The sequence below is a fragment of the Ruegeria sp. E8 genome, from assembly GCF_056533985.1.
The window spans coordinates 49,440-72,450 of record NZ_JBQFOY010000002.1; the positions used below are offsets into that span (position 1 = coordinate 49,440).

The 23,011-nt window shown below is 58.3% G+C and carries 22 protein-coding genes; 14 read left to right on the forward strand and 8 right to left on the reverse strand.

The features are described from left to right. Positions 1-94 precede the first annotated feature (94 nt). A complete protein-coding gene (locus ACR0LF_RS03850) occupies positions 95-523 on the reverse strand; it encodes an Lrp/AsnC family transcriptional regulator (protein WP_480575219.1) in 429 nt (142 codons plus the stop codon). A gap of 86 nt (positions 524-609) precedes the next feature. Here ACR0LF_RS03850 and rocF point away from each other — a divergent pair, with 86 nt between their 5' ends. Genes rocF through ACR0LF_RS03865 form a run of 3 tightly spaced genes read left to right on the forward strand, consistent with a single transcriptional unit; the run spans position 610 to position 3,500 of the window. Continuing rightward, entirely contained in the window at positions 610-1,530 is a 921-nt protein-coding gene (gene rocF, locus ACR0LF_RS03855) for an arginase (RefSeq protein ID WP_480575222.1), read from the forward strand. Further along, positions 1,530-2,450 (forward strand): citrulline utilization hydrolase CtlX, encoded by a 921-nt coding sequence (ctlX, locus tag ACR0LF_RS03860; RefSeq protein WP_480575224.1) that lies wholly within the window; start codon positions 1,530-1,532, stop codon positions 2,448-2,450. The genes rocF and ctlX overlap by 1 nt, the downstream gene beginning before the upstream one ends. A 6-nt stretch (positions 2,451-2,456) precedes the next feature. Further along, positions 2,457-3,500, forward strand: a complete 1,044-nt coding sequence (locus ACR0LF_RS03865) for an ornithine cyclodeaminase (protein ID WP_480575227.1) — start codon at positions 2,457-2,459, stop codon at positions 3,498-3,500. A 135-nt stretch (positions 3,501-3,635) separates the two neighbouring features. Here the strand turns inward: ACR0LF_RS03865 and ACR0LF_RS03870 are convergent, their stop codons facing one another. From ACR0LF_RS03870 to dctP, 3 genes are all read right to left on the reverse strand, one after another. After that, the gene (locus tag ACR0LF_RS03870) at positions 3,636-5,039 is read right to left on the reverse strand and encodes a TRAP transporter large permease (RefSeq protein ID WP_480575230.1); all 1,404 of its coding nucleotides are present in this window, start codon (positions 5,037-5,039) and stop codon (positions 3,636-3,638) included. 3 nt (positions 5,040-5,042) lie between these two features. Further along, positions 5,043-5,672 carry a TRAP transporter small permease gene (locus tag ACR0LF_RS03875; protein WP_480575233.1) on the reverse strand — a complete coding sequence of 210 codons (630 nt, stop codon included), beginning with the start codon at positions 5,670-5,672 and terminating at the stop codon, positions 5,043-5,045. Positions 5,673-5,734: 62 nt separating this feature from the next. After that, the gene (gene dctP, locus ACR0LF_RS03880) at positions 5,735-6,751 is read right to left on the reverse strand and encodes a TRAP transporter substrate-binding protein DctP (protein ID WP_480576176.1); all 1,017 of its coding nucleotides are present in this window, start codon (positions 6,749-6,751) and stop codon (positions 5,735-5,737) included. A 430-nt stretch (positions 6,752-7,181) separates the two neighbouring features. Between dctP and acs the strand changes: the two genes are divergently transcribed. The 8 genes from acs (at position 7,182) to ACR0LF_RS03920 (ending at position 16,583) form a co-directional block, all read left to right on the forward strand. Beyond that, positions 7,182-9,146: an acetate--CoA ligase gene (gene acs, locus ACR0LF_RS03885; protein WP_480575236.1), complete on the forward strand. Its 1,965-nt coding sequence runs from the start codon at positions 7,182-7,184 to the stop codon at positions 9,144-9,146. Positions 9,147-9,153: 7 nt separating this feature from the next. Further along, entirely contained in the window at positions 9,154-9,837 is a 684-nt protein-coding gene (locus ACR0LF_RS03890) for an adenylate kinase (protein ID WP_480575239.1), read from the forward strand. Between the two features lie 179 nt (positions 9,838-10,016). After that, entirely contained in the window at positions 10,017-10,301 is a 285-nt protein-coding gene (locus ACR0LF_RS03895) for a DUF4212 domain-containing protein (protein ID WP_480532861.1), read from the forward strand. A 15-nt stretch (positions 10,302-10,316) separates the two neighbouring features. Continuing rightward, a complete protein-coding gene (locus ACR0LF_RS03900) occupies positions 10,317-12,101 on the forward strand; it encodes a sodium:solute symporter family protein (RefSeq protein ID WP_480575242.1) in 1,785 nt (594 codons plus the stop codon). Between the two features lie 108 nt (positions 12,102-12,209). Continuing rightward, positions 12,210-14,033, forward strand: a complete 1,824-nt coding sequence (locus ACR0LF_RS03905) for a DUF294 nucleotidyltransferase-like domain-containing protein (protein ID WP_480575245.1) — start codon at positions 12,210-12,212, stop codon at positions 14,031-14,033. Positions 14,034-14,060: 27 nt separating this feature from the next. Further along, on the forward strand, positions 14,061-14,579 hold the full coding sequence (locus ACR0LF_RS03910) for a hypothetical protein (protein WP_480575248.1): 519 nt from the start codon (positions 14,061-14,063) through the stop codon (positions 14,577-14,579). A gap of 2 nt (positions 14,580-14,581) precedes the next feature. Then, entirely contained in the window at positions 14,582-15,994 is a 1,413-nt protein-coding gene (locus ACR0LF_RS03915) for a 3'-5' exonuclease (RefSeq protein ID WP_480575251.1), read from the forward strand. A gap of 88 nt (positions 15,995-16,082) precedes the next feature. Continuing rightward, positions 16,083-16,583: a flavin reductase family protein gene (locus ACR0LF_RS03920; RefSeq protein ID WP_480575254.1), complete on the forward strand. Its 501-nt coding sequence runs from the start codon at positions 16,083-16,085 to the stop codon at positions 16,581-16,583. Here ACR0LF_RS03920 and ACR0LF_RS03925 read toward each other — a convergent pair. Genes ACR0LF_RS03925 through ACR0LF_RS03935 form a run of 3 tightly spaced genes read right to left on the reverse strand, consistent with a single transcriptional unit; the run spans position 16,580 to position 18,812 of the window. Next, complete coding sequence (locus ACR0LF_RS03925; protein ID WP_480575257.1) at positions 16,580-17,059, reverse strand: DUF6505 family protein; 480 nt, start codon at positions 17,057-17,059, stop codon at positions 16,580-16,582. The two genes, ACR0LF_RS03920 and ACR0LF_RS03925, sit on opposite strands and share 4 nt — an antisense overlap. Continuing rightward, positions 17,059-17,754, reverse strand: a complete 696-nt coding sequence (locus ACR0LF_RS03930) for a biotin/lipoate--protein ligase family protein (RefSeq protein WP_480575259.1) — start codon at positions 17,752-17,754, stop codon at positions 17,059-17,061. The genes ACR0LF_RS03925 and ACR0LF_RS03930 overlap by 1 nt, the downstream gene beginning before the upstream one ends. After that, positions 17,751-18,812, reverse strand: coding sequence for an Mrp/NBP35 family ATP-binding protein (locus ACR0LF_RS03935; protein WP_480575262.1), 1,062 nt, complete (start codon positions 18,810-18,812; stop codon positions 17,751-17,753). The genes ACR0LF_RS03930 and ACR0LF_RS03935 overlap by 4 nt, the downstream gene beginning before the upstream one ends. A 132-nt stretch (positions 18,813-18,944) precedes the next feature. Between ACR0LF_RS03935 and ACR0LF_RS03940 the strand changes: the two genes are divergently transcribed. Continuing rightward, positions 18,945-19,673, forward strand: a complete 729-nt coding sequence (locus ACR0LF_RS03940; protein ID WP_480575265.1) for a c-type cytochrome — start codon at positions 18,945-18,947, stop codon at positions 19,671-19,673. Here ACR0LF_RS03940 and ACR0LF_RS03945 read toward each other — a convergent pair. Continuing rightward, the gene (locus ACR0LF_RS03945; RefSeq protein ID WP_480575268.1) at positions 19,667-21,619 is read right to left on the reverse strand and encodes a 4Fe-4S binding protein; all 1,953 of its coding nucleotides are present in this window, start codon (positions 21,617-21,619) and stop codon (positions 19,667-19,669) included. The two genes, ACR0LF_RS03940 and ACR0LF_RS03945, sit on opposite strands and share 7 nt — an antisense overlap. A gap of 264 nt (positions 21,620-21,883) precedes the next feature. Here ACR0LF_RS03945 and ACR0LF_RS03950 point away from each other — a divergent pair, with 264 nt between their 5' ends. Beyond that, entirely contained in the window at positions 21,884-22,438 is a 555-nt protein-coding gene (locus ACR0LF_RS03950) for a DUF3305 domain-containing protein (protein WP_480575271.1), read from the forward strand. Continuing rightward, positions 22,435-23,007 carry a DUF3306 domain-containing protein gene (locus tag ACR0LF_RS03955; RefSeq protein WP_480575274.1) on the forward strand — a complete coding sequence of 191 codons (573 nt, stop codon included), beginning with the start codon at positions 22,435-22,437 and terminating at the stop codon, positions 23,005-23,007. Before ACR0LF_RS03950 ends, ACR0LF_RS03955 begins: the two co-directional genes overlap by 4 nt. The last annotated feature ends 4 nt before the right edge of the window (positions 23,008-23,011 follow it).

Here is a 23,011-nt window from a genome sequence, read left to right on the forward strand (position 1 = left end):
GATCGAAGATAAAACGCGCGGCTTGCCCGCCCGCCAATCAACTTCACTTCATCTGCCAGCAAACTCTGGCACATTTTGCTTTCATCTCAAAGCGCTAGAGCCGCCCTTTGCGCGTCGACAGCAACAGATTCGTTTCTGACCGCGTTACACCGTCGACCTTTCGGATCTTGAACAGAACCTCGTCCAGTTCAGCCAGAGTTTCGGTGCTGATCTCGGCGATCAGATCCCAGCTGCCATTGGTCGAATGAACCGCCGTAACCTGACGCATGGCGCCGATCCGGGCCATCACCCGTTCTGTCCCGCGCCCCTCGATCTCAAGCATCATCAACCCGCGCACCGGGCTTTGCGCAAGATCGCGGCGTGTTAACACGGTAAACCCCACGATTTCACCGGATTGCTTCAGCCGCTGCAACCTGCTGCGCACGGTTGTACGCGTCACGCCCAACGTCTCCGAAAGCTCTGACAGGCTGGCTCGTGCATCCCGCTGCAAAGCATTAAGCAGGCGATTATCCAATTCGTCCATTACTCTTTCTCAATTAGGATTTTCCGAACACATTTTGAGCAATTTGCTGACTTCACGCAAGACAGTCTGACATCCTAAATGGACATATGGAAATCAAAGATATCATACTGGTCGGCGCTCCGATGGACGTCGGAAAGCGCCGTCAGGGTTGCCGGATGGGCCCTGACGCGTATCGCGTGGCGGGGCTGGATCAGGCATTGACCGATCTCGGTCATTCCGTTCACGACTGGGGCGACGTGCAACCCGACGACGTTGACATTCCCCAACATCCGCACCTGTTCGCTCTGCCAGAATGCGTTGGCTGGACAGAGGCGCTCAGCAAGGCTGCGCAAACTGCGGCCCAGCAGGGTGTTCCCATCTTCCTGGGGGGCGATCACGCGCTGTCCATGGGCACGGTTGCCGGGATGGCCGCATACGCCGCGCAGGTAGAGCGCCCCTTGTTCGTACTGTGGCTCGACGCTCACAGCGACTATCACACGCCGGACAGCACCGACAGCGGTAACCTTCATGGTACACCCGTTGCGTATTTTACTGGCAGACCTGGGTTCGAAGCCTTCCCGCCTTTGCCCTCTGTCGTACCAACGGACCGCGTCGGCATGATCGGCCTGCGTTCTGTCGATCCGGCCGAACGCGCAGCTTTGGAGCAGGATCGCGCCATGCTGGCGGATATGCGCAGCATCGATGAACACGGCATCAAGGCCCCGCTTCTGGCCTTTCTGGATCGCGTCAGGGCCGAAAACGCCCTGCTGCACGTCTCGTTGGACGTTGATTTTCTGGACCCGGCAGTGGCACCTGCTGTTGGCACCACGGTTCCGGGTGGCGCAACCGAGCGCGAAGCCCATCTGGTGATGGAATTGCTGCATGAAAGCGGGCTGGTTTGTTCACTTGATCTGGTCGAGTTGAACCCCTTCCTTGATGAGCGTGGCCGCACAGCAAAACTGATGGTAGATCTCGCCGCGTCGCTGATGGGACGCCGTATCTTTGACCGCCCCACCCGGAGTTTCTGATGCTGTCGCTGCAAGCACCCTCTGCCGCTGTTATGATCCGGCCACATGCATTTGCATCCAATCCGGAAACGCGCGATGACAATGCCTTTCAAACACTGAGCGTTTCATCCGCCGAGGCCACGTCAGACGCCGCCAGAGATGAACATGACCGGGCGGTGCAGCAACTGCGCGAAGCAGGTGTTTCGGTTCATGTCTTTGACGATTACGGCGACCTCAACACGCCTGACAGCGTTTTCCCGAACAACTGGTTCTCAACGCACCCAGGCGGCCACATAGCGATATATCCAATGTTTGTACCGTCTCGCAGACGCGAGCGGCGAACCGACGTGATCGAATTGCTGAAACATGAATACCGCGTACAGGACGTCATCGACTATTCCGGTCTGGAACAAGACAATCTGGCACTGGAAGGGACTGGTGCGATGGTGCTGGATCACGTCGCGCGCATCGCCTACACGGTCACGTCCAATCGCGCCGATCCGGTCTTGCTGGAAAGGTTCTGCACTCATTTCAACTATGAGCCAATCGCCTTCGAGGCCCGCGACGCCAAAGGCCGCGACGTGTATCATACCAACGTGTTGATGGGGATCGGCACGCATTACGCATTGATTTGCCTGGATATGATAACGGACCCAACTCGCCGCCAGACCGTGCGCAACCGGTTAGAGGAATCCGGCCGAACCGTGATTGATCTGACGCACGAGCAAATCGCCGAATTTGCGGGCAACGCGATTGAGCTGACGGGGCGGGATGGATTGGTTCTGGCCTTGTCCAGCCGTGCACTTGCTGCCCTCACACCGGATCAAGTCGCGACAATCCAGGCCAGTGCTACGCCTTTGCCACTGTCCGTTCCAACAATTGAAACTGCCGGTGGATCCGTGCGCTGCATGATTGCAGGCGTCCACCTTGCCCGCCGATAGGAGAGCATGATGCAACCTTCAGATAAGGCCTTGGTGCCGTTCGTATCCGTCGACAACATGATGCGGCTGGTTCACCATATCGGTGTCGAAACGATGATCACGCAGATCGCCGCACAGATCGAAGCCGATTTCAAACGATGGGAAAGCTTTGACAAAACCCCGCGCATTCCGGCGCATTCCCCCCATGGTGTGATCGAACTGATGCCAACCTCGGATGGCGAAGCTTACGGGTTCAAATACGTCAACGGCCACCCCAAAAACACTTCCGAAGGTCTTCAAACAGTCACTGCATTTGGCCTGCTGGCAGATGTCTACACCGGATATCCGACCCTGTTGACCGAGATGACAATGCTGACCGCTTTGCGGACGGCGGCAACTTCGGCTCTGGTCGGGAGCTATCTGGCCCCGAAAAATGCCACGACAATGGCCATGATCGGCAATGGTGCGCAGTCCGAATTCCAATGCCTGGCCTTCAAGGCCATGTGTGGGATCGACACCGTTCGGCTTTATGATATCGATCCGAACGCCACCGCAAAATGTGCCGCGAACCTTCAGGGCAAAGGCCTGACCGTCGTCTCTTGCAAGACACCGGAAGACGCTATCGAGGGCGCGCAGATCATCACCACCTGCACGGCAGACAAGAAATACGCCACGATTCTGACCGACAATATGGTTGGTCCCGGCGTCCACATAAACGCTATCGGCGGCGATTGCCCTGGCAAGACAGAATTGCATCGCGACATCCTGTTGCGTTCGGACATCTTCGTCGAATACCCCGAGCAGACCTGGATCGAGGGCGAGATTCAGGCGCTAGACGCAGATCATCCTGTGACCGAGATGTGGCAGGTCATCACCGGTGCCGCCAAAGGGCGAACCGATGAGCGGCAGATCACCCTATTCGACAGTGTCGGTTTCGCGATCGAGGATTTCTCAGCCCTGCGCTATGTCAAACAGGCAATTGAAGGCACCGCGTTCTTTGAACCTCTGGACATGTTGGCGGACCCGGACGATCCGCGCGATTTGTTCGGAATGCTGATGCGGGCCGGATAGCACAATCTTGGGGGCTCTGCCCCCGTCGCGCTGCGCGCGCCTCCCCCGGGATATTTTCAGCCAGATGAAGCAAGGGATCCTTTATTCATCTGGCCATAAATATCCCGGAGCGCGAGGCAGAGCCTCGCTTCTTGGCTATCCCGCAAGCGATGGCAGGTAGAGAACAATACCGGGGAAGGCCACAAGCATCGCGATGGTCATGGCATCAGCGATGAAAAAGGGTGTGACGCCTTTAAACACATCCTGAACGCTCAAATCCGGGCGCACGCCAGCTACGACAAAGCAGTTAAGCCCTATCGGCGGAGTGATCAGGCAAAACTCGGCCATTTTGACCACCAATATGCCGAACCAGATCGCGCACATCGGGCCTGACATGCCAAACGCACTGTCTGCGGCACTGACGGTTTCGCCGCCATTCAGGGCCATGACCGCAGGATAAACAACCGGCAAGGTCAAAAGCAGCATTCCAATCGCGTCCATGAACATGCCCAACACCGCGTAAGCCAGAAGGATGCAGATCAGGATCATCATGGGCGACATTTCGAGCCCTGTGATCCAATCCGAGAATGCGCCCGGCAGATCTGCAAAGCCCAGAAAGCGCACATAGATCAGAACGCCCCAGATGATCGAGAATATCATCGCCGTTAGCTTGGCGGTTTCCAGCAAAGCGGATTTGAACTCGGTCCAGCGCATTCCGTGGAACAGAGCAAAACAGAACACGATGAAAGCGCCGATTGCGCCGCCTTCTGTCGGTGTGCCCCACGCCTTTTCACCAAACGGGTTATAGACAAAGCAGATGATGATCAGGATGACGGCGACAATCGGGATGGCACCGGGCAGCGCGGCAAGGCGTTCTTTCCACGTAAAACCCGTGACTGGCGGGCCGACGGATTTGAAGATGACCGCAATCCCGACGATCAGCAGACCATAGACAACGGCAGAAAACGCGCCCGGTATGAAGCCGGCCAACAGCAATTTGCCCACATCCTGCTCGACGATGATCGCGTAGATGACCAGAATGGCCGATGGCGGGATCAATGAGGCCAGCGTGCCTCCGGCCGCAACCACGCCTGCAGCAAAGCGCTTATTGTAGCCGACCTTCAACATCTCGGGGATCGCGATGCGGGCAAAGACTGCGGACGTCGCGACCGAAGCTCCGGACACTGCGGCGAAACCAGCAGTCGCAAAAACAGTCGACACCGCCAGTCCCCCGGGAACCCAGGCGACCCAGCGCTTGGCGGCCTCGAACAAGGCGCGGGTGAGACCGGCGTAGTAAGCCAGATACCCGATCAGGATGAAGGTCGGGATCAGGCTGAGGGTGTGGGATGCGACCTTGGAATGCGGCACCTGCCCAGCAGTCTTGACGGCCACTGTCAGCGCTTTGCCAAACCGCTCCGGATCGTAACCGAACTTGGCCCAGAATATCCAAACCAGCCCGACAAGCCCCGCCAAACCCGCAGCGAAAGCAACGCGCATGCCTGCCACGACAAGGACCAGTAGACCGCCGGTGACCCAAAGGCCAATCTCAATCGTGTCCATGTATCAGTCCTGCCCTTCGAACTGCTCGGCCTCGGCCGCTGCCTGTGCCGCCGCATCCTGTATCAAGGGAACCGCGGCCGGAGCCTCCAATCCCAACCAGAATGCGCGCCCATACCCCCAAACCTGCAACGCAAGGCGCAGGCAAAGGACGGAAAACGCAACGGGTGCCAACAGTTTTGCGGGCCAAAGGGGAATGCCGATGTCAATGGAACTGTCCCGGCTCCACAGTGGCGCGCCGAAATCGAACGACCGGTCGAAATGTGACCAACTGCCCCAAACCAGAGCCAACATCAGTAAAAGGATCAACACCACCGAGATCAGCTCGAACAACCACAACGCTCTTCCGTGCAGGCGCGAGATAACGATGTCCATCCGAATGTGACCACCGTCGCGCTGAACGTATGAAATGCCCAGAAAGGCGATAAGCGGCATCGCCTGCTCAATCCAGTCGACATAACCCGGCAATGGCGCATTCAGGGCGTTGCGTCCACTGACCGAAATGACGGCCAGAACCATCAAACTAAACACTGCCAAACCGCTGATGAGTGCCAGAAAACGCTCCAGCTTCAACAAATGCTGATCCAGCTGGCTCAGACGGCTTCCGTCCGCCAGCACCGTGGCCTGTCCTGCCATTCTGGAAGTTCCTTGTATTCCAATCAGAACCGGGCGCCCAGTTTGAGCGCCCGGTCAAAAGATCAGTTGCCGCCGCGCTGTTGCTTCAGCGTCGTTTGCACAAGATCATACAGATCCTGAGCTGGAAGGCCCTGTTCGGTCATGTCCGTGATCCACTTTTCACGGATCGGGTCGGCCGCCTTGGTGCGAAACTCTTCGATCACAGCGTCGTCGATCATGACTTTTTGCACGCCTTTTTCCTCAAGAACGCTGTCCCATTGCTCGAGCAGCCCGCCGTAGTTTGCGAGGTAATGATCAATTGCCTCGTCGATCGAGCTGTTCAGCGCTTCACGATGTTCCGCTGGCAAGGCTTCATAGGCCTCGATATTGACAACAACTGGGCAATTCACGGTTCCCGGGTTCAGGTTGGCCGTCCACCAATCCGCTTCGTTGATCGTGCCAAAAGACAGGTGCGCGTGCTGGGCAAAGGCGACCGTGTCAACAACGCCGGATTCCATCGCATTGAATGCTTCGGTCGCAGGTACCGAGGTCGGAACACCGCCGACAGCCTCGAAGGCCTGCCCCAAACCGCCGGTCGCCCGGACCCGCATTCCATCAAAATCCGACAGTTCATCCCGCGGCTCGCCGGTTCCGACAATGTTATATTGCGGCATCGGTGAGGTCATGATGATGCGGGCGTTCCATTGGGCCATCTCATCCTTGACGGCTGGATGGTCATAGACCGCATGGCTGACTGCCACCTCTTCCTGCAGGTTATTTACGCCCAGGAATGGCAGTTCCAGAACGGTGATCGCGCGGTTCTTGTCGCGGTGATAGCCAGCACAGAACTGAGCCATTTCGAAGGCACCGATTTCGATACCGTCCAGATTCTCTCGCGGTTTGGACAGCCCACCGTAGCTGACGTTGATGGTAAACTCACCGCCTGTCTTTTCGCTGACAAGTTCGGCCAGTTTTTCAACATGTTCCGTGAACGCGCGGCGCTTGCCCCAGACGGACGCGTTCCATTCAGTTGCCGCAGCTTCGGTTACAAAAGCCACGCCAAGGGCGGCGACGGCGGCACCGCTCAACATCTTTTTCATAATTTTGTCTCCCATTGGTGCGCCTCCTCCCGAGGCGCTTGTCGATCAAGCTAGCGCCAACATTCGATTGTGCCAACCCTGACCGGAATATCCTAAGGCTCACGAAGACGTCGGGATCGTAACCTTGATCGCTGGAAGGATAGCGAGCGACTGGTCCTTGCTCTTGCAATCGCCGCACAGCGCGCCAGTCGCTTGTTACATCTATTCTCTTGTTTTAGCTCATCTTTATTCAGATTTCTTGACTTCATTTACAAATATCACCCTAAAACAGAAATTTCTTTACAAAGAAATTCAAGGATTACGGCAATTTATTTATTTATTTTCTGAACGCGGTAATATTCGGTCTTGGGGAGGAACGGGATCGACATTGCCTAAGCGACCGGCAAAAAATGTCCCAAAGCAATCCAGTCCAGAGGGAGGAGCCTCAAAGATGACCACCGCTGCCCAGGCAGATGCCAAGACATATCCGCCATCCGCAGAAACCGTCGCACGTGCGCATGTCGATGCTGCAAAATATGCCGACATGTACGCCGCCTCGATCAATGATCCAGATACCTTCTGGGGCGAACAAGGTAAGCGCGTCGACTGGATCAAGCCCTTCTCAAAGGTCAAGGACGTCGATTACAGCTTTGGTTCGGTTAAGATCAACTGGTATGCCGATGGCACGCTGAACGTGTCCGCCAACTGTCTGGACCGCCACCTGAAAACGCGTGGCGACCAAACCGCGATCATTTGGGAGCCGGATGATCCAAACGAACCAGCCCAGCATATCTCTTACGCCGAGCTGCACCGCCGCACCTGCCGCATGGCGAACATTCTGGAATCTCTGGGCGTGCGGAAAGGCGACCGTGTTGTCATTTACCTGCCGATGATCCCCGAGGCCGCTTATGCCATGCTGGCCTGCGCGCGGATCGGCGCGATCCATTCTATTGTTTTCGCGGGATTTTCACCGGATGCTCTGGCGGCACGCATTAATGGTTGTGACGCCAAGGTTGTGATTACCGCTGACGAAGCACCGCGCGGCGGTCGCAAGACACCGTTGAAATCAAACGCGGATGCGGCACTGTTGCACTGTAAGGACAGCGTGAAATGCCTTGTGGTCAAGCGGACCGGCGGTCAGACCACATGGATTGACGGACGGGACTACGACTATAACGAAATGGCGCTTGAGGCCGATGACTATTGCGCGCCTGCCGAGATGAGCGCCGAAGACCCATTGTTCATCCTCTACACCTCCGGCTCGACCGGTCAGCCCAAGGGCGTTGTGCACACAACGGGCGGCTATCTGGTTTATGCGTCTATGACCCATGAGATCACGTTCGACTACCACGATGGCGATGTTTACTGGTGTACTGCGGACGTGGGTTGGGTTACGGGCCACAGCTATATCGTTTACGGCCCTCTGGCCAACGGCGCGACGACGCTGATGTTCGAAGGGGTTCCGACCTATCCGGATGCCAGCCGCTTTTGGCAGGTTTGCGAAAAGCACAAGGTCAACCAGTTTTACACGGCTCCCACAGCGATCCGCGCGCTGATGGGTCAAGGCACCGAATTTGTCGAGAAATGTGACCTGAGTGATTTGAAGGTTCTGGGGACTGTTGGCGAGCCGATCAACCCAGAAGCCTGGAACTGGTACAACGAAGTTGTTGGTAAGGGGAATTGCCCGATCGTGGACACCTGGTGGCAGACCGAAACCGGCGGTCACCTGATGACGCCTCTGCCCGGTGCGCACGCGATGAAGCCCGGCTCGGCCATGAAGCCCTTCTTTGGCATCGAACCCGTGGTGCTGGACCCGCAGTCCGGCGTCGAGATTGAAGGCAATGGGGTCGAGGGCGTTCTGTGCATCAAAGACAGCTGGCCCGGTCAGATGCGCACCGTCTGGGGTGATCACGAACGGTTCGAGAAGACCTATTTCTCGGACTACAAAGGCTACTACTTCACAGGTGACGGCTGCCGACGCGATGAGGATGGCGATTACTGGATCACCGGTCGCGTGGATGACGTGATCAACGTGTCCGGGCACCGTATGGGCACTGCCGAGGTCGAAAGCGCGCTGGTCGCCCATGCTGCCGTGGCCGAGGCCGCCGTAGTCGGCTACCCCCATGAAATCAAAGGACAAGGCATCTATTGCTATGTCACTTTGATGAATGACCGCGAGCCTTCGGACGAACTGCTGAAGGAACTGCGCACATGGGTCCGGACCGAGATCGGCCCGATTGCCTCGCCTGACGTGATACAGTGGGCCCCTGGCCTGCCTAAAACCCGCTCGGGCAAGATCATGCGCCGTATCCTGCGCAAGATTGCCGAAAACGATTTTGGCAGCCTGGGTGACACGTCGACGCTCGCCGATCCATCGGTTGTTGAAGACCTGATCGAAAACCGTGCGAACAAGTGAGGATGTGATGGACGCTGCCACGATCACCACACCCACCGTTCTGATCCTTCTCGGCCCTCCGGGCGCCGGGAAGGGCACGCAAGCGCGTATGCTGGAAGAGAAGTTCGGGCTTGTACAACTCAGCACCGGAGACCTGCTGCGCGAAGCCGTTGCCGCAGGCACCGAAGCCGGCCTTGCCGCCAAGGCCGTCATGGAAGCTGGCGATCTGGTCAGCGATGAGATCGTCATTGCCATCCTGCGCGACCGCATGGTTCAGCCCGATTGCGACAAGGGCGTCATTCTGGACGGCTTTCCGCGCACAACGGTTCAGGCCGAGGCACTGGACGGTCTGCTGGCGTCGACCGACCAGAAGATCAACGCGGCGATCAGCCTTGAGGTCGAAGACGCCGAAATGGTGATCCGCATCTCGGGCCGCTACACCTGTGCCGGTTGCGGCGAAGGGTACCATGACCGCTTCAAGAAGCCTGCGGAAGACGGCAAATGCGACAAGTGCGGCCATACCGAATTCAAGCGCCGCGCCGATGACAATGCCGAAACCGTGGCCTCACGCCTGGCCGCGTATCACGCGCAGACCGCTCCGCTGATCACCTACTACGACGGTCAGGGCGTGCTTCAGCGCACGAATGCCATGGGCAGGATCGAAGACATCGCCAACGATCTCGAAGGGATCGTCGGCAACACGATGAGTTAAGGGGAGGAGATAAGCCGCAAGGCTTTGATCCTAAAAAGAATACTTCAAAAGACCGCCTTGGCGGACCGGAGAAGTTTTGCCTGATGCCAAGGGGTATCGGGCACAATCGAGAAGCGGCTCGCGTCACTGGAGGATTTGGGCACGGGTCGCCCAACGAGGAAGCTAAGGAGGAACCCGCAATGGCGGATCATTCAACAAACTCCGCGCAGACTGCCGAAGCCGATAAGGGCTATTGGCAGGCCAACCTGCGCCTCATCTACATCAGCCTCGCGATCTGGGCGCTGGTGTCGTTTGGATTCGGCATTCTGCTGCGTCCGTTACTGTCGGGCATCGCCGTCGGCGGAACCGATCTGGGCTTTTGGTTCGCTCAGCAGGGATCGATCCTGGTCTTCCTGGTGCTGATCTTCAACTACGCCTGGCGCATGAACAAGCTGGACGCCGAATACGGCGTAGACGAAGAGTAAGGGAGAGCGGGGATTATGGATCAGTTTACCATCAACCTGCTGTTTGTTGGCGCGTCCTTTGCGCTATACATCGGCATCGCGATCTGGGCCCGCGCAGGTTCCACATCGGAATTCTACGCCGCCGGTCGTGGCGTTCACCCGGTCACCAACGGTATGGCAACAGCGGCGGACTGGATGTCTGCGGCCTCGTTCATCTCGATGGCGGGCCTGATTGCCTTTACCGGCTATGACAACTCGACCTTCCTGATGGGTTGGACCGGTGGCTACGTGCTGCTGGCACTGCTGCTTGCGCCCTATTTGCGTAAGTTCGGTAAATACACCGTGTCGGAATTCATCGGCGACCGTTTCTACAGCCAGACCGCACGTGTCGTTGCGGTAATCTGTCTGATCGTTGCGTCGGTCACCTACGTGATCGGTCAGATGACCGGCGTGGGCGTGGCCTTTGGCCGCTTCCTTGAGGTGTCCAACACGTCCGGTCTGCTGATCGGTGCCTGTGTGGTCTTTGCCTACGCGGTGTTTGGCGGGATGAAAGGTGTGACATACACACAGGTTGCTCAGTACTGCGTGCTGATCACCGCCTACACCATCCCGGCGATCTTCATCTCGTTGCAGCTGACAGGTACGCCGGTTCCGGCGCTGGGTCTGTTCAGCGACACTGCAAGTGGTGAGCCGCTGCTGACCAAGCTGGACGCGATCGTGACCGAGCTGGGCTTTGCCGAGTATACGGCGCACCATTCGAACACGCTGAACATGGTTCTGTTCACGCTGTCGCTGATGATCGGTACCGCCGGTCTGCCGCACGTGATCATGCGCTTCTTCACCGTGCCGAAAGTGTCTGACGCACGCTGGTCCGCCGGCTGGACTCTGGTCTTCATCGCCCTGCTGTACCTGACCGCCCCTGCGGTTGGCGCAATGGCGCGTCTGAACATCACCGACATGATGTGGCCCAATGGTGGCATCGAAGGTGGCGCTGTCTCGGTCGAGGAAATCGACACCGATCCGCGCTATGACTGGATGAAAACCTGGCAGAAAACCGGTCTGCTGGACTGGGAAGACAAGAACGGTGACGGCAAGATCCAGTACTACAACGACAAGTCCGAAGCCATGACTGCAATCGCAGAAGAAAAAGGCTGGGTTGGAAACGAGCTGACCAAGTTCAACCGTGACATCCTGGTTCTGGCCAACCCCGAAATCGCCAACCTTCCGGGTTGGGTGATCGGTCTGGTCGCTGCCGGTGGTCTTGCGGCTGCTCTGTCGACCGCTGCGGGCCTGTTGCTGGCGATCTCGTCGGCGGTGTCCCACGACCTTGTCAAAGGTGCGATCAACCCGCAAATCTCTGAAAAGGGTGAACTGCTGGCTGCACGTATCGCCATGGCCGTAGCCATCGTTGTTGCAACCTATCTGGGTCTGAACCCACCGGGCTTTGCGGCGCAAACCGTGGCACTTGCCTTTGGTTTGGCGGCAGCTTCGATCTTCCCGGCGCTGATGATGGGGATCTTCTCGACCCGCATCAACAACACCGGTGCGGTTGCTGGTATGCTGGCGGGTCTGGTTGTCACACTGGTCTACATCTTCCTGCACAAGGGCTGGCTGTTCATTCCGGGCACCAACTCGTTCACCGATGCTGACCCGCTGCTGGGTCCGATCAAGTCGACTTCGTTCGGCGCAATCGGGGCGATGATCAACTTCGGCGTTGCCTACGTTGTTGCAGGCATGACCAAAGAGACCCCGCAGGAGATCAAGGATCTGGTCGAAAGCGTGCGCATTCCCCGTGGTGCGGGCGCAGCTCAGAACAAGTGAGCATGATGCGGTCGTTGGTTCTTGCCTTCGACCGCGTCTTTCGATCCACTGTTCCCGCCCGGCATACCACTGGGCGGGATTTTTTTCACCAGAACACCGGAGACAACAATGCCCCTGTCCCACGATGAAATCGCCCGGTTTCTGAAATCCGTTCATCCCTATGATGCGTTGCCCGCGGACGCTCTGGATCAGGTCGTCAAACAGATCGAGGTCTGGGAGGTTGAAGAAGACGCTTCGGTCTATGAGTTGGGCCACACGCTGCCCGGGGTGTTTGTCATCTACGAAGGACAGGTAGAGATTACCGATGAGAACGGTGCCGTCGTCTCTCATCTGGGATTGCGCAATTCCTTTGGCGAGCGCGGTCTGCTGAAAGACGGCAAGGCCGCCACCAAAGCCCGTGCGCATACACCGTCTGTCCTGATGGTTCTGCCTCCGGATCTGGTGAGGCAGCTGATTGACGGGCATGATGTCGTCGCCAATTTCTTCAATCGGACCCGGGGTGATCGCAGCGGCCCTCAAAGCCTTGCAACCAGTTCGATCGACGTTCTGATGGCGCATAACCCGGCCACCTGCCCCGTGGATACTCCTGTCCAGGAAGCGGCACGAATGATGCGGGACAAACATATCTCGTCGCTCTGCGTGACAGATGGAGAAAGTTTAAAAGGTATCGCGACCTTGCGGGATATCTCGGGCAAGTATGTTGCTGACGGATTGCCGCCGACCACACCGATTTCCGAAATCATGACCGTCAATCCGATTACACTGTCGCCCAGCGATATCGGGTCGGATGTTCTGCACATCATGATGGAGCGAGGCATAGGCCACATCCCGATTTCCGAAGGCGGTCGTCTGGTCGGAATCGTGACGCAGACCGATCTGACCCACTATCAGGCCGTGAACTCGGCCGAACTGGTACGCCGCATTGCTCAGGCTGACACAGCGGGTGAAATGGCCCGAGTGACCGAAGAAATCCCGCAGCTGCTGGTTCAGCTTGTCGCTGGTGGAAACCGGCACGAAATTGTCACCCGTCTGATCACCGATATTGCCGACACAGTGACCCGCCGTCTGCTGGCTTTAGCCGAAGCCGAACTGGGCCAGCCCCCGGTTCCGTATTTGTGGCTGGCCTGCGGCTCGCAAGGGCGACAGGAACAAACAGGCGTGTCTGATCAGGACAATTGCCTGATGCTGGACGACAGCGTTACCGATGCCGATATGGCCTATTTCACCAAACTGGCCAAATTCGTCTCGGATGGGTTGGACACCTGCGGGTATTTCTATTGCCCCGGTGACATGATGGCGACCAATCCGCGCTGGTGTCAGCCTGTACACGTCTGGCGCGATTATTTCAAAGGTTGGATCGCCAAGCCGAACCCCGAGGCGCAGATGTTGGCTTCGGTCATGTTTGACCTGCGCCCCATTGGTGGTGCGTTTGAGTTGTTTGCAGACCTGCAAGCCGACACTCTGGCAGCCGCCAAGGCGAACTCGATCTTTGTGGCGCACATGATTTCGAACTCGCTGAAACACACACCTCCGCTGGGTCTGCTGCGCGGTTTCGCCACGATCCGCTCTGGTGAACACCGCAACACGCTGGACCTGAAGCACAACGGGGTTGTGCCCGTTGTCGATCTGGCGCGCATCTACAGCCTGCAAGGTGAACTGACCGAGGCCAACACCCGCGCCCGCCTGAAAGCCGCCGAGGTCAGCGGAGTGCTCAGCCCCTCGGGGGCTCGTGACTTGCTTGATGCCTATGACCTGATCGCCGAAACCCGGTTGGAACATCAGGTTCGATTGGTCAAATCAGGCGAGAAACCCGACAACTATCTGCCACCGTCCGACTTGTCAGACTTTGAGCGAAGTCATCTACGCGATGCCTTCGTGGTGGTAAAAACGATGCAATCGGCGGTTGGCCACGGCAAGGGAATGCTGGGCTGACATACGTCAGACGAACGGAGAGACCATATGTTTCTGGAATTGATCGGCACCATTTTTGCGGGCTTTGCCTTTGCAGGCATCGTTCTTGTGCTGAACAAATTGACTGGTGGGCGTTTGCCGAAATGGACCACTCCGGTTGCCGCCGGTCTGGGGATGATCGGCATGACCATCACCAGCGAGTATTCCTGGTACGACCGTACGCGCGACCAGCTGCCCGACGAAATGGCCATCGTGCAAGAGGTTGAAAGCCGCGCTTTTTACCGCCCCTGGACTTATGCTGTACCCTTCGTCGACCGATTTGCTGCTATTGACACCGTATCGGTACGCACCAATGAAAACGTTCCGGATCAACGACTTGTCGATCTATATTTATTCGGACGCTGGGCACCGGTTTCGAAACTGCCCGTGGCTGTAAACTGCGCCGAGAATAGCCGAGCCAACTTGGTCGACGGCGCGGAATTTGCCGATGACGGGCGCTTGATAAATGCCGACTGGATTTCAGCCGAAGCCAACGATCCCCTAATCGAGGCCACCTGCGGGGTCTGATCATGCTAACCGGATTGAGCCTGAGACTCAGGATTTTTCTGTTCTTCTGTTTGCTGGCGTTAGGTGGAATAGCGATCAGCGCGGTGGCGCTTTGGGTCGCCTATTCCCGCGCAGGAAACCCCGATCTGTTCAGTGACTTCATCTTCGCCGAAATTCTGATCGGGTTTGGTTTGCTGGCCCTGATCGCAGGTGTATGGCTGCTGTTCGATGACAATGTCGCCAAACCGATCGAACGCCTTTCGGCCCAGCTGCGCGCCCGTGCCCATGCTGGTGTCAGCACGGATCTGGATATGCAGGCCGCACGCTATCTGGGTGATCTCGGCCCTGCTGCGGCGGGGCTGGCCGAACAACTGGCCTCGAACGCCATGCGCACCGCCGAGGCGGTGGCGTCAGAAACCGCCCATCTGGCAGCGGAGAAACAGCGCCTCACTGCCCTTTTGACGGAAATCCCTGTTGCCATGCTGTTGGCAAGCCCGAAGCATCAGATCGTTCTGTACGATGGGCAGGCGGCTGAGGTTCTGGCGCAAATCGCGCATCCTCGCCTGAATGCGTCATTGTTCGAGTATCTCGAATCCACGGGCCTGACAGACGCTTACGCTCAACTTAGTAAAACCGGCAAGGACGTCTATTGCACCCTGTCCAGCGTTGACGGTCGGCAGACCTATTCCGCCCGGATGAAGCCGCTGGGGGATGCGCCCGGCTATATGCTGGTCTTCGAAGACAGCGCCCTGCACATGTCACCCGATGAGGCCCGCCCACTGGTCTATGATTTCGAACTGCTCGACACGCCGGGGGATGACGCGTTTGAAAATCGCACCCTGTCGGAACTGTGTTTCGTGGTCTTCGACACCGAGACAACCGGCCTGCTGCCGCACAAGGATGAGATCGTACAGATTGGCGCGGTACGCGTTCTGAACGGCAAGATTGTTCAGGGTGAGCATCTGGACATGCTGGTTGATCCGGGCATACCGATTCCGGCAGCCTCGACCAAGGTACACAAGATCAGCGACCGCATGGTTCAGGGCGCGCCGGATATTGCCAAAGCCGGGCGCGTGTTCCACCAGTTTTCGCGCGATGCGGTGATCGTGGCGCATAACGCCCCATTCGACATGGCCTTTCTGCGTCGTCACGCAAAACAGATGGATGTTGAATGGGATCATCCGATACTCGACACCGTTTTGCTGTCCGCAGTGCTGTTCGGAGCCAGCGACACACACACATTGGACGCCTTGTGCGAAAGGCTGGAAATCACCATTCCCGAAGCACTGCGTCATACAGCTCTGGGCGATGCGGTGGCCACGGCTGAGGCGTTGATCAAGATGCTGCCGATCCTGCAGGCCCGAGGCCTGACGACGTTTGGTGAGGTGATTATCGAAACCCGCAAGCATGGGCGTTTGCTGGAAGACCTGAACTGACAGTTAAAATTGCAAACAGCAGTCAGCTTTCCATGGACAATCCGGGCCGCGCATGGCACCTGATGCGCGGCCAAGGAATAAGCGCGCAATGACCGAAAAGACCTTCACACCCTCGCCTGATCAAAGCCCGGCCTTCCGCGAGGCGTTGGGATGCTTTGGCACAGGCGTCACTGTGATAACCGCGCAATCCGAAAAAGGCCCGCGCGCCATCACCGTGAATTCCTTTGCGTCGGTCTCGTTGGATCCGCCACTGGTGTTATGGTGTCTGGCCAAGGAATCGAACCGTTTCAATACGTTCAGTTCCTGTGATCACTATTCGATCCACGTCATGGCGCAGGAGCAGCAGGATCAGGCACTGCGTTTCGCCCGCGACGGTACGGATTTTTCTCATGCGGACTGGGTCGCTGATGAGGCGTCCCGCCCGCAACTGGCAAATTGTCTGGCACGGTTTGATTGCAGCTTGCACGCCCGTCACGATGCCGGGGATCATCTGATCATCGTGGGTCAAGTGGATCAGGTGATGTACCGCACAGGTAAGGGCCTGATCTTCAAACGCGGACAGTTCGGTGGTTTCGTCGACCTGATTTAATCGTCCAGCGAGCCGTGAACCGCCAGCGCCTCCAATTGTGCGTCTTGCGGAGTGATCACGCGAAAGGCCTCATGCACTCCTGTCTCGGTCAGCTCTCGGGCCACAGTCAGCAGCGTGTTGGCGGCATGGTCATCGCACAGTTCCGACATGTGATCGATTTCGGCTTGCGCCACACCCATTGCCGCTTCGACCGAGGGCGCGCCGTAGAGTTGCACAAAATGTTCGGCCAGATTGCGCGTGATCTGATCTTTCTCTGCAGCTTCGATCTGAGTCACGGCGACAAAGGTCACCCGGCCAAAGGTTTCCAACCCCAGCCAACCATTGGCAAAGGCCTGACGCGCTTTGCCCTCAAGATCGCCCTGGCCCCAGTTCGAAAACTCGAACCCGCCAGAAACGCACCACTCACCAGTGCGGGCCGGAGAATGAAACACGTTCATATCGCTTTCATCGAAATGGATCGCTCGGGCCAGTTTCATCATCCGTTCTCCAACAATTCAGTCAGGGGGCGCAGATGCGTGTCGACGCCATCGCGGATCAGCATCCCGAACCGCTCATCTGTTCCAAGGAACACTCCGCCATCAATCAACGGTTCCCCGACCCCGCGCAGCAGGCCCATCCATTCGGCGTGCAGAGGGGCGTTGCCATCCTCTTGCCAACGGTTGAGCCAGGTCAGCATATGACGTGACCAGCTTTCGACCAGTTGCGTGGCCGTAACCTCGGCACAGCCTTCATCGTAAAGCGCTGTGATATCGGGATTTTCACCCGGTGCGTCACTGGTTTGCAGCAACGTCAATTCCCAACCAACGACCAGCCAGTCCGGCTCTTCCTCGGGAACCGTGGTAGAGGCCGCAATTCGGAACCGACCACAGCGGGCCCCGTTCACGCAAATCAGGCCATCCCACCCCAGATGAACCGCGACTTCGGGCGGGGCCAGCGCGCCCAGCGCGTTCTGGAACCCTACGGCGCAAAGCGGCAGCATCGCCATCGCATCGTGCAGAGGAACTTCGGGGGCGAAAACAATCGCCACCCGCAGGAAATCGGCCTGAATGTTGTAAACCACCGTCCCGGCATCACAGCCCAGCGCCGCCATGGCTTGCGCGCGCTCGAACGGGTCTTCCCCACCCTGAACCGGGTGGCCCGTCAACAAGGGGGGAAAGACCGGTTCGCTCATGCCTTGCCTTTGGCGATCATGTCGCGGGCGATCTTGCGGAACGCCTCGGCCTGCGGGCTGTCGGGTTTGCTGACCACGATTGGCGCGCCTCCATCAGCGGCAACACGAATCTCCAGATGCAGCGGAATCTCACCCAGCAACGGCACGCCCAGCGCTTCGGCTTCAGAGGCCACGCCGCCATGACCAAACACGTGCTCTTCATGTCCGCAGTTCGAGCAGATATGCGTGGACATGTTCTCGATCATCCCAACGATCGGGGTCTTGAGTTGGTTGAACATGTCGATCCCTTTGCGGGCGTCGATCAGCGCCACATCCTGCGGGGTTGAGACCACGATGGCACCGTCCACCTGAAACTTCTGGCTCAACGTCAGTTGCACATCCCCGGTACCGGGCGGCAGGTCGACGATCAGAACGTCCAACGCGCCCCACTGCACCTGCCCCATCATCTGTTGCAGGGCCCCCATCAGCATCGGACCGCGCCAGACAACAGCCTGACCTTCATTGGTCATCAGACCCATCGACATCATGGTGACGCCATGGTTGCGCAACGGCAGGATCGTCTTGCCGTCAGGGCTGGCCGGGCGGCCTGAGACACCCAGCATCCGGGGTTGCGACGGCCCGTAAACATCCGCATCCAGCAGACCCACACGTCGCCCTTCGGCAGCGAGTGCACAGGCGAGGTTGGCCGAAACGGTCGACTTACCGACACCGCCTTTACCTGACGCTACTGCAATGATCCGATCCACACCCGGAACCGGCTGCGGCCCAGTCTGCGAGGGCTTGGGTTTCGGTTTCAGATCGGGCGGTGCCTTGTCGGAATGCGCGGTCAGCATGGCCGAGACGGTGGCCACACCGTCTACCATTTGCGCTGCTTTCTCGGCGGTGGCGCGCACGGGCTCCATCTTTTCGGCGTGCTTTGGATCGATCTCAAGCACAAAGCGCACGGTGTCACCTTCGACATTCAATGCACGTACGATACCCGCACTGACAATATCCTGCCCTGACACAGGGTCGGTGATCTTTTTCAGGTTCGCCAGAACCGCGTCACGAACACTCATGCCTTTCTCCCAAGTATGTGCCCTGCTGACAGGGGCGTGCGTATCGACGTATTCTGGTCGCCGCTCATTGCATGTGTCTCCGTCTCTTTCTGTTTATTTGACGCATCCCGCCCGGCAAAGTTACGCTGAGCCATGCGCTTTGTCCTTATGTGCCTGAGCCTGACGCTCTCTGCCACCCCTTCCTTGTCCCAGGAGGCGATTGGCCTTGCGGCCCCGGCCGAGGTGAACGACTCCGGTCTGTTGCAACATATCCTTCCTCGCTTCTCTCTCAAGACCGGGATACGCGTTATTGCGGATGATGCAGGGGTTATGGTGCTGGAAACTGCGCCGCCCGGTGACCCGGTCTTTGCCCGCGACGGGGTGATCTATCATCTGCGCATCGAAGACAATGACCGTCAGGCCCGTTTTCTCGACTGGCTGCAGTCGGATATCGGCAAACGCACGGTCGAGAACTTTGCCCCGGCGCAAGGTGCGCCATTTTCTGCGAGTTTCGAAATCACAGCTGCGCAATCCGATGGCACCGTCGATGGCGATACCGCCTTGGGCGAGGAGCTGTCGATGACCCATTGCGGGCGGTGCCATGTCATCGGACCGAAGAACCGTATGAACGGGTTGGGATCGACCCCCTCTTTTGCCGTTTTGCGGGCAATGCCAGACTGGACTGAGCGGTTTGAGGCGTTCTTTGCGCTGAACCCCCATCCTGCCTTCACCCAAATCGACGGTCTGACGCCCCCCTTTGACCCCGAGCGTCCTTCGCCCATCCACCCGGTCGAAATGACGCTGGACGATCTCGATGCGATCCTTGCTTTTGTATCGCATATCGACGCGGCTGATCTGGGGGCTCCGCTCCAGCTTCAGTGATCCTTTCTGTCCGAATAGTAATCCTCGGTGGTGACAACCCGAGGTCTTGGGTTTGACTGGAACGGATTGTCCTGCTGATTGAATTGCGCATTCACCCGACAATTGTCACACATCTGGATCATCCGTGCCTGATCAGATGTGGCAAACATCGGATGCGTGCCTGACAATTTCTCCATGATCCGCTCAACGGTGGATTTCACCCCGAACAGCGCCCCGCATTCCACGCAGGCAAAGGGTTCTTCCTCGTTTAGAACCTGCTGTGACAGAGCCACATCGCTCAGATCCAGCTGTGGCACCAGAGTGATTGCATCTTCGGGGCATATGGTCTTGCACATACCGCATTGCAGACAGGCGTCCTGCTGGAAGTTCAGTTGCGGCATGTCCGGGTTATCTATCAAAGCACCGGAAGGACAGAGGGACACACAGCTGAGGCACAGGGTGCAGCTGTCCGTATTTACCGCGACGGCCCCATAAGGCGCGTTCTCCGGCAACGGCAACGGTGCGTCAGCCTTAGGGTTCAACGCCTGCGCCGCCAAACGCGCGATTTGCCGGCGATTGCCCAGCGGCAAAACCGGATCACCCAACGGCTGCGGTACTGCCTGATCATATAGCAGCGCAGCCATGGCATCGGGGTCAGCTTCGTCGATCAGACCTATCCCGTCCGAGCCTGCGATAGCGCGTGCCAGTTCAAGTTCACGGACCAAAGCATCTCGTTCGGTCGTTGGGGCGAGCAGCACATCCACCCGGGCAAAACCATGCGCCAAAGCCGCCAGCATCTCGGCATGTCCGAAACCGGATATAACGTTCATTTCCAACGGAATAACAGCCGAAGGTAAACCACGCCCGAACCGCGCTGCTAACCGGATCATCTCGGCCCCATGGGCATCATGCACAAGCAGCCGGGGCGCGGTACCGCCCGCCCGCCGATAGGTGCGCGCCAGAATGTGCATCCGCGACAACAGCGCCGAAACGGTTGGGTCCTCGTAGGTTATGGCCGTCGAGGGACACAGGGCAGCACACGCCCCGCAGCCCGCACAGACCATTGGATCGATTGCGACATGCTCGCCCGCGGGGGTAATCGCTCCGGTTGGGCAGATGTCCAGGCAGTTGGAACACCCCACCTGTTCGGCCCGGGAATGGGCACAAAGGGTTTCTTCCATCCGTACATAAAGGGGTTTTTCGAATGTCCCGACCAGATGCACGGCCTCAAAGGCCAGCCGTTCGATTGCGACGGCATCTTTTGGATCGGCCCGCAGGTAGCCTTCGCGCTTGGTCGGGGCCTGCACAAAAGGCGTACCGCCGGTCAAATCGAGAATAATGTCGCAGGCCGAATGCGCCCCGTCCTTTGGGTCAGTCCATGCAAATGCGCCGCGTCCTCCGGGCACGACCTGCTGCAGCTCGTCCAAATGCAACGAAAACCCACCAAGCGCACCGGAAACAGAGCGCAGCCTTCCCCGAACCACATCAAAAGCCCGCGAGACAGGTTCAGATTGTTCCGTCGTCAGAACAGTCACTGCCAAAGTGCCTGCCAACCGCTCTGCCAGATCAAAGGCCACTGCGCCTGGACCGATGATGAAACAGGTGCCTTCGCTGAAAACATCCACGCTGGGCGTCACGGGTTGCGGCAATAGCGCCTCGGCTGCCAGGGCGGCCATCTTCGGGGTCGCATCAGCGCCCTGATCGGACCATCCGGCCCGGTCACGCAGATCGACAAATCCGGGCGCGTCGATGTTCAGGTCTTCGGCAAGGGATTGGAACACCTCCTGCTCTTGCTGGCAGGCAACAACCGTTTCGCCATCCTGCATCAACTTCGCGGCCGATTGCAGTTCGGTCGTGCAAAGCGCGGTATGCACCTTGGAACAGCTGATACCACAGGCGCTCTCGATCCTGTCCGGGTCCAGCGCCTGAGTACCGGCGCAATCGCATAGCAGTAGTTTCGTACCCATGTCCCCTCCCTCGGGACACGGTCCCGATCTCATGCACTTTAGGCTGTACATCCGGCACGGCAACTTCAACCCCTCGCCGAATGTCAGGTACAGGGCTGTATTCCGCAGCAAAATGTCATGAAACAAAAGCGTTCTTTGGACCTGATCACGCAGTTGCTACCCCGAACTACGACCAAAGTCGTAGGGCGTGGACTTGGCACGAAGCTAACTTGTGTACCATAGTGGACTGGGAAAGGCAGGGGAGAGCCTTTCGGGGAGGAAACAGTGGCCAAGGCCGCAAGCCAGATCGAAATGCCGGTTGGCGTCATAGTGCGCAAAACGCCCGGGGTCACCCGTTGGGCTCGATGGAATTGGCGCGCGGTGGCTTTGTTACCTGGCGCGGGGCCTGCCGAGTGGCAGGAACTGCGCCGCGAAGGCGATGCCGTGGAGTATCATGCCGCCACCCTCCCCCTTACCCTCTGGGCCGACGAAACCGAGGCCTATATGGTCAACCTTTCCGATGGCCAACCTTCTATTTACCTGGTGCTGCGGGATGAGCTGAAGGGCGACACCCCTCTGAACGCGGTGTTGATCACTGCCTCTCCGTTCGAAGGGCAGGATTACGCGGACACAGGTGAAGAGATTGTCGAGAAAATCCCCATGACCGAAGGGCTGATCGCCTGGGTGCGAGATTTCACCCTTAAGCATCATCAGCACGAAGTCTTCGTCAAACGCCGTCGCGACAAGAAGCGGACCGATCTGGTAGAAGACGGCAAGGGCGACGCGCGCATTCGGCAGACATCCGATGTCTACCGTGCCCCGCGGAGGGTACTGCAATGACCGAAGCCCGCGATTTCTGGTCGCGCCGGAAGGCAGCGGTTCAGGCCGAGGCCGAAGCTGAGGTTGTAGCGGCGCAGGAACAGGCCATCGCAGAACAGCGGGCGGAACTGGAAGAAAAAACCGACGCCGAAATTCTCGCGGAATTCAACCTGCCCGACCCCGATCAGTTACAGGCCGGAGACGATGTCTCAGGCTTCATGGCCAAGGCCGTTCCCGATCGCCTGCGCCGCCGTGCGCTGCGGCGATTGTGGCGATTGAACCCGGTCCTGGCCAATGTCGACGGGCTGGTGGACTATGGCGAAGATTACACCGACGCCGCCTGTGTGATCGAAAATATCCAGACAGCCTATCAGGTGGGTAAAGGCATGTTGGCCCATGTCGAAGCGCTCGCTGCCGAGGCGGAAGAGATTAAAGAGATCGCCGACGAAAGCGACGACCCGGAATCCGAGCTTGAACCGGCTGAACCGGAACCTGTGCCCCAGCCTGTGCAGGTGGCTCAGGCTGATGAGCCGGAAGACATCGATCTGCCCCCGGCCCCACGCCGCATGACTTTTGAATTTGAAGGATGACCGA